Here is a 6,085-nt window from a genome sequence, read left to right as displayed (position 1 = left end):
AATCTCCGGCCGCAGGCCTCTGGTACCCCGACGCGGTCACGGGCGACGAGGTGACCGAGGGACAGACCATCGGCCGCATCATCGACCCGGTCGACGGCGCCGAACACAAGGTCTCCGCCGTCTCCACCGGAACGATCATCTACAACATGAACGGGCTGACCGTGCGCCCCGGCACGCACCTCGCCGCCATCGCCGCCCCCCACGACTGACGGGCCTCACGCCCGCCCAATGATTCCCCATCCCAGTGAGCCGGCCTTCCCGTTGAACCCGTCCTTCCCTGGGGCACGGACATCGACTGGTGGCTGAAGAAGGAAGCGACCGTCACCAACGCTGGTTGGAGTGGACTCTCGGCTCAACTCGGTGTCGCCACACCGTCCGTCAAGGTGACCGGCGTCAAGCCGGCCACCGCGACAGGCACAGCGCGAGAAGCTCCGCGACCAGTCTGGTCCGCTTCGACCGGAGCGGCGGCCTGCTGAAGGCCCGCCGCCACGGCCTCGCCTCCGGCACCCGGTCGCGCCGGAGACTCTTGCCGCGGGCGCTTGCGACCTTGACCTATGCGCGAAGGAGACGGTCCGCTGTGGACACCATCGACGAGAAGATCATCGCCGAGCTGACCCGCAACGCCCGCATCTCGCACTCGGACCTGGCCGGCAAGGTGCTGCTGTCCCGCAACGCGGTGCGCCAGCGCATCGAACGGCTGGAGCGCCAAGGCCACATCGCCGGCTACACCATCGTCCGCGCAGGCGGCGACAGCGGCGATGTGGTCTCGGCGCTCGTACTCGTGTACCGCCAGGACCGCATGCGTGGCGGCGACGTCCTGGCCGCGCTCAAACGCATCCCCGAGGTCGTTATCTGCGAGATCCTCAGCGGCGACTTCGACATCATGGTGCGTCTGGAGGCGCCCTCGCTGGAACGCGTACGGAGCATTTGGGAGGACATCGCCCAGATGCCCGGCGTACGGGACACGGTCACGGCGCTCGCCCTGTCCAGAGTGGTCAACCGCCCACGTGGAGAGCAGGGGCTGGCGGCAGCGGGGTGAGCTGCGCGGTGGCGTGCTCCCGGCCGAGCAATCCGCCCTGGGCCACCGGGTCCACCACGTTCGTCCCGTCGCGAGGGCCCCTTCCGCAAATACGGGGGTCGTGCTCGGTGCGGAAGGCGGTCATTGGACCACTTCGCTGATGTGGTTGACGCAGACGACCTTGGGCTGGGTCATCTCCTCGAAGGCGAAGCGCACGCCTTCGCGGCCCATGCTGCCGTACTTGAACCCGCCGAACGGCATGGCGTCGAAGCGGTAGTCGGACGAGTCGTTGATCATCACGCCGCCTGCTTCCAGCAGCCGGGCCGCGGACAGGGCGCGGTCCAGGCGGGAGGTGAAGATGCCCGTGTGGAGGCTGTAGTCGATGGAGTTGGCCTGCTCGATGGCGTCCTCGAAGGACGTGAACGGCTGGAGCACGACGACCGGGGCGAACACCTCCTCCTGCCAGATCGAGCAGGTCGCCGGGACGTCTTCCAGGACGGTCGGCGTGTACAGGGAGCCGATGGCGTCGTTGCCGCACAACAGCACCGCGCCCTCCGACACCGCCGTGTCGACCTTGGCCCGGGTGGCGGCCGCGGCCTGCGGGGTGATCATGGGGCCGACGTCGGTGCGCTCGTCGAGCGGGTCGCCGACGCGCAGCAGCTTGGTGCGGGCGACGAACGCGTCGCGGAAGCGCTCGTAGACCTCGGCGGCGATGAGGATGCGCTGGGTGCCGATGCAGTTCTGGCCGGCGGCCCAGAACGCGCCGGAGACGCAGGAGGCCACGGCCTCGTCGAGGTCGGCGTCGTCCATGACGATGACCGGGGCGTTGCCGCCCAGGTCCATGGCGAGCTTCTTCAGGCCGGCCGTGCGGGAGATGGCCTCGCCGGTGGCGAATCCGCCGGTGAAGGACACCATGCGCACGTCGGGGGCGGCCACGATCGCGGCGCCGATGCCGGCATTGCCGTTGACGACGGTGACGATCTCCTCGGGCAGGCCGGCCTCGATGAGGGTGTCGACCAGGCGCAGCGCGGACAGTGGCGTCAGCGCGGACGGTTTGAGGATGACGGCGTTGCCGCCGGCGATGGCCGGGCCGAGCTTGTGGGCGACCAGGTTGAGGGGGTCGTTGAACGGGGTGATGGCGGCGATGATGCCCAGCGGTTCGCGGGTGAACCAGCCCTGCCGTTTCTCCGAGCCCTCGTAGGAGTCGAAGGGGATGACCTCGCCGGCGTTGCGCCGTGCCTCGGCTCCGGACAGGGACAGCGTGTTGACCGCGCGGGCGACTTCCTTGCGGGCCTGGGTGATGGTCTTGCCGGCCTCGCTGACGATCAGCTGGGCGAAGGATTCGGCGCGCCGCTCGATCAGGCGGGCGGCGCGTTCCAGGACAGCGGCCCTGGAGGCTCGGGACAGCGCGGCCGCGGTGCGGCGCCCGCACCTGGCCTGCTGCAAGATGCTGCCGGCGGCGCCTGCGTCGACGGTGGGCACCGAGGCGATGACCTCGCCGGTGTAGGGGTTGTGCACGGGCGTGGTGTCGGTGCCGAGTTCGACGCCGGGGGGCACGACGGTGTCAGACACGGTGCGTCTCCTGGAGGAAGGGGCGAGCGGGGCGGTGTCCTCGTCCGCGTGGCGCTGGTGGATGGCGGTGATGTCCGACAGCAGGGCGTAGGCGGTCTCGGTGCGGCCGGCGCCCGGCCCCGAGACCGTGACCGTGCCGAGGAGGTCGGTGTCGAAGGCGACCGCGTTGACCGGGCCGGAGATCCCGGCGAGCGGGTGCTGGGCGGGCAGGGCGAGGGGGGCGACGCGGGCGTCGACGCTGCCGTCCTCGTGGCGGGTGGCGGAGCCGACCAGCTTCCACCGCAGCCCCTTCGCGGCGGCGTCCCGCACCTCGTCCGGTGTGATCGCCAGGATGCCCTCGCAGAAGACGTCCTCGCGGCGCAGGTCGGCGCCGAGGACTTCATTGGCCAGGATCATGACCTTGAGCTGGACGTCGTGGCCCTCGATGTCCGCGGTGGGATCGGCTTCGGCGTACCCGAGCTCCTGGGCTTCGGCGATGGCGGCCGAAAGCTCGATGCCCTCTTCCAGGCGGCCCAGGATGTAGTTCGAGGTGCCGTTCATGATGCCCTGGACGCCGGTGATCTCCAGGCCGCCGAACATGCGCTGGGCGGTGCGCAGGACGGGGGTGCCGCTGAGTACCGAGCCCTCGAACTCGAAGCTGACACCGCGCTCGGCGGCCAGCTGCTTCAGTGCGCGGCCGGCGAGTGCGACCGGTCCCTTGTTGGTGGTGCACACGTGCTTGCCCGATTCCAGGGCCCAGCGCACGTGGGAGAGGGCGGGCTCGCCGTCGGTGGGGTTGGTGAACGTCGCTTCCACGACGATGTCGGCCGGCACCTCACGGATCACCCACTCGTTGTGCGGATCAGCGCTGCCGCCGGCAAGGCCCGCGAAGCTCAGCTCCCCGGGCTCGGCGGCCAGCAGCGGCGCCAGATCGATACCGTCGCTGTCCACCAGGGAACCGGCCCGCAGATCGGTGATCGCCACCACCCGCAGGGCGAAGCCCAGCTCCTTGGCCAGGCGCTCCCCGCTCTGGGATATCAGCTCGGCAAGCGCGCGATTGACGCCACCGAAGCCGATGAGGGCGAGATCGTATCGGCCCATGAGATCGCTCCTTCGCAGTCCGCCGCCTTCACGGTGCGGCTGCTCAGAGCCTCGCTTCCCTGACTGTCACCTGCTCCATGTCACAACGGCCACGGCACATGCCGATCTGCTGTGTCCGATGGCGATTCGCCCACCCCACCTCCGGCAACACCGTGCTGGCGGGGCCGGACGGCAGCATGTACGGGGACTGGGGCGGCGGCCTCAGCCATACACCTGATGCTGAACAAGGCGTACTGCTCGGGATGCCGCAGACTGCGTCCGCGGAAGAGCAGGGCGACACGGGACTTGTACGTGATCATGCGTCGGCCTTGGCCGACACTTGCGGGGAACTCGTCAGGTCCACCGGAAAGGCCCGGCCATGAGCGTCCGTATCCGTCGCGTCTACGAAGCACCCGAGCCGGAGGACGGCGTGCGTGTCCTCGTCGACCGGCTCTGGCCGCGCGGTCTGTCGAAGGACGCGGCCCGCGTGGACGAGTGGCCCAAGGGGCTCACCCCGTCCACGGAGCTGCGGCGCTGGTACCACGCGGGCGAGGGATCGTACGAGGAGTTCACCGAGCGCTACGAGGCGGAGCTGGCCGCCCCCGAGGCGGCCGAACTCGTCGATCGCGTACGGGAGCTGGCGGGCAAGGGCGCTGTGACCCTGCTGACCGCTTCGAAGTCCCCCGGGGAGTCACGCCGCGGTGCTGGCCCGCCTCCTCCAGGCCTGAGGCGACGGGCCGCGCACCGGTCTCAGGCGGTCTGCCGTGCCGCGGCCCGGCCCGCCGTGCGGCCCGAGAAGAGGCAGCCGCCGAGGAAGGTGCCCTCCAGGGCGTTGTAGCCGTGGACGCCTCCGCCGCCGAATCCGGCGACCTCGCCGGCCGCGTACAGGCCGTCGACGGGGGTGCCGTCGGCGCCGAGCGCACGGGAGTCGAGGTCGGTCTGGATGCCGCCCAGGGTCTTGCGGGTCAGGATGTGCAGCTTGACGCCGATGAGGGGGCCGGCGGCCGGGTCGAGGATGCGGTGCGGGGTGGCGACCCGGCCGAGGCGGTCGCCGATGTAGCGGCGGGCGTTGCGGATCCCCTGGACCTGGGAGTCCTTGCTGTACGGGTTGGCGATCTGGAGGTCGCGGGCCTCGATCTGGCGGCGGACGGTCTCGGCGTCGAGGAGCGGCTTGTCCGTCAACTGGTTCATCTTCTCGACCAGTTGCTCCAGGTCCGGGGCGGTCACGAAGTCCGCGCCGTTGCGCAGGAACGCCGCCACCGGACCCGGGGCGCCCTTGCCGAGCACCCGCTCCTTCAGGAACCCGGCGCGGTCCTTGGCGGTGATGTCGGGGTTCTGTTCGGAGCCCGACAGGGCGAACTCCTTCTCGATGATCTTCTGGCTGAGAATGAACCAGGAGTGGTCGTACCCGGCGATGTCGGCGTCCGTACGCAGGTGCTTGAGGGTGCCGAGGGTGTCGTAGCCCGGCAGGCAGGGGTCGGGCAGGCGGCGGCCGAGGGCGTCGAACCACATCGAGGACGGGCCGGGCAGGATGCGGATGCCGTGGCCGGGCCAGATCGGGTCCCAGTTCTGTAGGCCCTCGGTGTAGTGCCACATACGGTCGCGGTTGACCAGGCGTACGCCCGCCTCCGCGCTGATGTCGAGCATCCGGCCGTCGACGTAGGCGGGGACCCCGGTGACCATCTCGGTGGGCGGCGTGCCGAGCCGCTCGGGCCAGTAGCGGCGGACGATGTCATGGTTGGCGCCGATGCCACCGGTGGTGACGACGACGGCCTGGGCGGTCAGCTCGAACTCGCCCACGCGGTCGCGGTTGGAGGCGACGCCCCGGGGTGAGTGGTCGTCGGCCAGGACCGTGCCGCGCACACCGCGCGCCGCGCCCTCCTCGATGACCAGCTCGTCGACCTGGTGCCGGTGGTAGAAGGTGAGCAGCCCGTCGCGCACGGCCTGCTTGGCGTACCGCACGAACGGCTCCACGACGCCGGTGCCGGTGCCCCAGGCGATGTGGAAGCGGGGCACGGAGTTGCCGTGGCCGTGGGCGCGCAGGTCGCCGCGCTCCGCCCAGCCCACCGTGGGCAGGAACTTGATGCCGTGCCCGTCCAGCCAGGCCCGTTTCTCGCCGGCCGCGAACTCGACGTACGCGCGCGCCCAGCGCACCGCCCAGGAGTCCTCGTCGTCCACCCGGTCGAACTGGGCGCTGCCCTGCCAGTCGTTCCAGGCCAGGTCGAGGGAGTCCTTGATGCCCAGGCGCCGCTGCTCCGGGGAGTCGACGAGGAAGAGTCCGCCGAAGGACCAGAACGCCTGCCCGCCGAGGTTGGCGGCGTTCTCCTGGTCGACCAGCGCGACCCTGCGGCCCCGGCTGGTCAGTTCGCTCGCGGCGACCAGGCCCGCGAGTCCCGCTCCGACGACGATGACGTCGGCATCCATGGCGACCGTCCC

Annotated in this window: 3 protein-coding genes and 2 pseudogenes; 3 read left to right on the top strand and 2 right to left on the bottom strand. The window is 70.6% G+C overall.

Annotated elements, in window-relative coordinates:
- Positions 1 to 209, top strand: a pseudogene (locus tag KUM44_RS45555) (ethanolamine utilization protein EutE); the annotation flags it as partial.
- A 368-nt stretch (positions 210 to 577) separates the two neighbouring features.
- On the top strand, positions 578 to 1,039 hold the full coding sequence (locus KUM44_RS20965; protein ID WP_217209774.1) for an Lrp/AsnC family transcriptional regulator: 462 nt from the start codon (positions 578 to 580) through the stop codon (positions 1,037 to 1,039).
- Between the two features lie 120 nt (positions 1,040 to 1,159).
- Here KUM44_RS20965 and KUM44_RS45550 read toward each other — a convergent pair whose 3' ends face one another.
- Positions 1,160 to 3,670 carry a homoserine dehydrogenase gene (locus KUM44_RS45550; protein ID WP_254389824.1) on the bottom strand — a complete coding sequence of 837 codons (2,511 nt, stop codon included), beginning with the start codon at positions 3,668 to 3,670 and terminating at the stop codon, positions 1,160 to 1,162.
- 358 nt (positions 3,671 to 4,028) lie between these two features.
- On the opposite strand from KUM44_RS45550, the pseudogene KUM44_RS20950 reads away from it, so the two are divergent.
- A pseudogene (locus tag KUM44_RS20950) lies at positions 4,029 to 4,377 on the top strand (DUF488 domain-containing protein).
- 22 nt (positions 4,378 to 4,399) lie between these two features.
- Here KUM44_RS20950 and KUM44_RS20945 read toward each other — a convergent pair.
- Positions 4,400 to 6,073 (bottom strand): FAD-binding dehydrogenase, encoded by a 1,674-nt coding sequence (locus tag KUM44_RS20945; RefSeq protein ID WP_217209773.1) that lies wholly within the window; start codon positions 6,071 to 6,073, stop codon positions 4,400 to 4,402.
- Between the last annotated feature and the right edge of the window lie 12 nt (positions 6,074 to 6,085).

The organism is Streptomyces sp. AC550_RSS872 (assembly GCF_019049285.1).
In the GTDB taxonomy this organism is placed as follows: Bacteria; Actinomycetota; Actinomycetes; order Streptomycetales; family Streptomycetaceae; genus Streptomyces.
Note: the sequence above shows the minus strand (reverse complement) of the source record. Positions and strands in the feature narration are given on the sequence as shown.